Annotated in this window: 8 tRNA genes and 1 rRNA gene; all 9 read right to left on the bottom strand. The window is 47.4% G+C overall.

From position 1 onward, the window contains the following. Positions 1 to 58 (bottom strand): 16S ribosomal RNA (locus AC1FXP_RS23510); the annotation flags it as partial. Positions 59 to 256: 198 nt separating this feature from the next. Then, positions 257 to 332: transfer RNA gene (locus AC1FXP_RS23505), tRNA-Ala, on the bottom strand. 8 nt (positions 333 to 340) lie between these two features. Further along, positions 341 to 417: transfer RNA gene (locus AC1FXP_RS23500), tRNA-Pro, on the bottom strand. Between the two features lie 35 nt (positions 418 to 452). Further along, positions 453 to 529 (bottom strand) — tRNA-Arg (locus AC1FXP_RS23495). A 9-nt stretch (positions 530 to 538) separates the two neighbouring features. Then, positions 539 to 627 (bottom strand) — tRNA-Leu (locus AC1FXP_RS23490). 30 nt (positions 628 to 657) lie between these two features. Further along, positions 658 to 729, bottom strand: a tRNA-Gly gene (locus tag AC1FXP_RS23485). 11 nt (positions 730 to 740) lie between these two features. Next, positions 741 to 822: transfer RNA gene (locus tag AC1FXP_RS23480), tRNA-Leu, on the bottom strand. A 10-nt stretch (positions 823 to 832) separates the two neighbouring features. Beyond that, positions 833 to 908, bottom strand: a tRNA-Lys gene (locus tag AC1FXP_RS23475). Between the two features lie 23 nt (positions 909 to 931). Then, positions 932 to 1,004: transfer RNA gene (locus AC1FXP_RS23470), tRNA-Thr, on the bottom strand. Positions 1,005 to 1,043: the final 39 nt, after the last annotated feature.

Genomic DNA, 1,043 nt, shown 5'->3' with positions numbered 1-1,043 from the left:
GCATGTATTAGGCACGCCGCCAGCGTTCGTCCTGAGCCAGGATCAAACTCTCCATAAAAATGGCAAGCTGATTAGCTCAAAATGTATCGCTAACGATACTTCATCGTTTTTATTAAAACGATGAGAAAAATTGACGAGATATCATGTATCTCTATTTCGCTTGGCTTTTGTTCAGTTTTCAAAGAACTAACATGTCGTAATTTGACAACATTTCATATCTTATCAAACCAATATTGGCTTGTCAAGAAAGTTTTTTTGGTGGAGCCTAGCGGGATCGAACCGCTGACCTCCTGCGTGCAAGGCAGGCGCTCTCCCAGCTGAGCTAAGGCCCCAATAATAATGGTCGGGAAGACAGGATTTGAACCTGCGACCCCCTGGTCCCAAACCAGGTGCTCTACCAAGCTGAGCCACTTCCCGTTAAAGATCTAACGATCTGTTTTAAAAATAATATATGGCGCGCCCTGAGAGATTCGAACTCCCGACCTTTTGATTCGTAGTCAAACACTCTATCCAGCTGAGCTAAGGGCGCATATTTAATTGGTGCCGAGGGCCGGACTTGAACCGGCACGGTAGTCACCTACCGCAGGATTTTAAGTCCTGTGTGTCTGCCAATTCCACCACCCCGGCAGGACTTATAAAAAGCATATTTTATTAAAGAGCGGAAGACGAGATTCGAACTCGCGACCCCCACCTTGGCAAGGTGGTGTTCTACCACTGAACTACTTCCGCAAGATTATTAATGCGGGTGAAGGGAGTCGAACCCCCACGTCATAAGACACTAGATCCTAAGTCTAGCGCGTCTGCCAATTCCGCCACACCCGCATATTGAAAATGGTGAGCCATGAAGGACTCGAACCTTCGACCCTCTGATTAAAAGTCAGATGCTCTACCAACTGAGCTAATGGCTCTTAAATAAATTAAGAAGAAACGATGCCGGCCAGAGGACTTGAACCCCCAACCTACTGATTACAAGTCAGTTGCTCTACCAATTGAGCTAGGCCGGCATATGGTGGAGGATGACGGGATCGAACCGCCGACCCCCT

This window comes from Halalkalibacter sp. HAAS-P013 (genome assembly GCF_056619925.1).
This window is presented reverse-complemented; position numbering and strand designations above follow the sequence as displayed.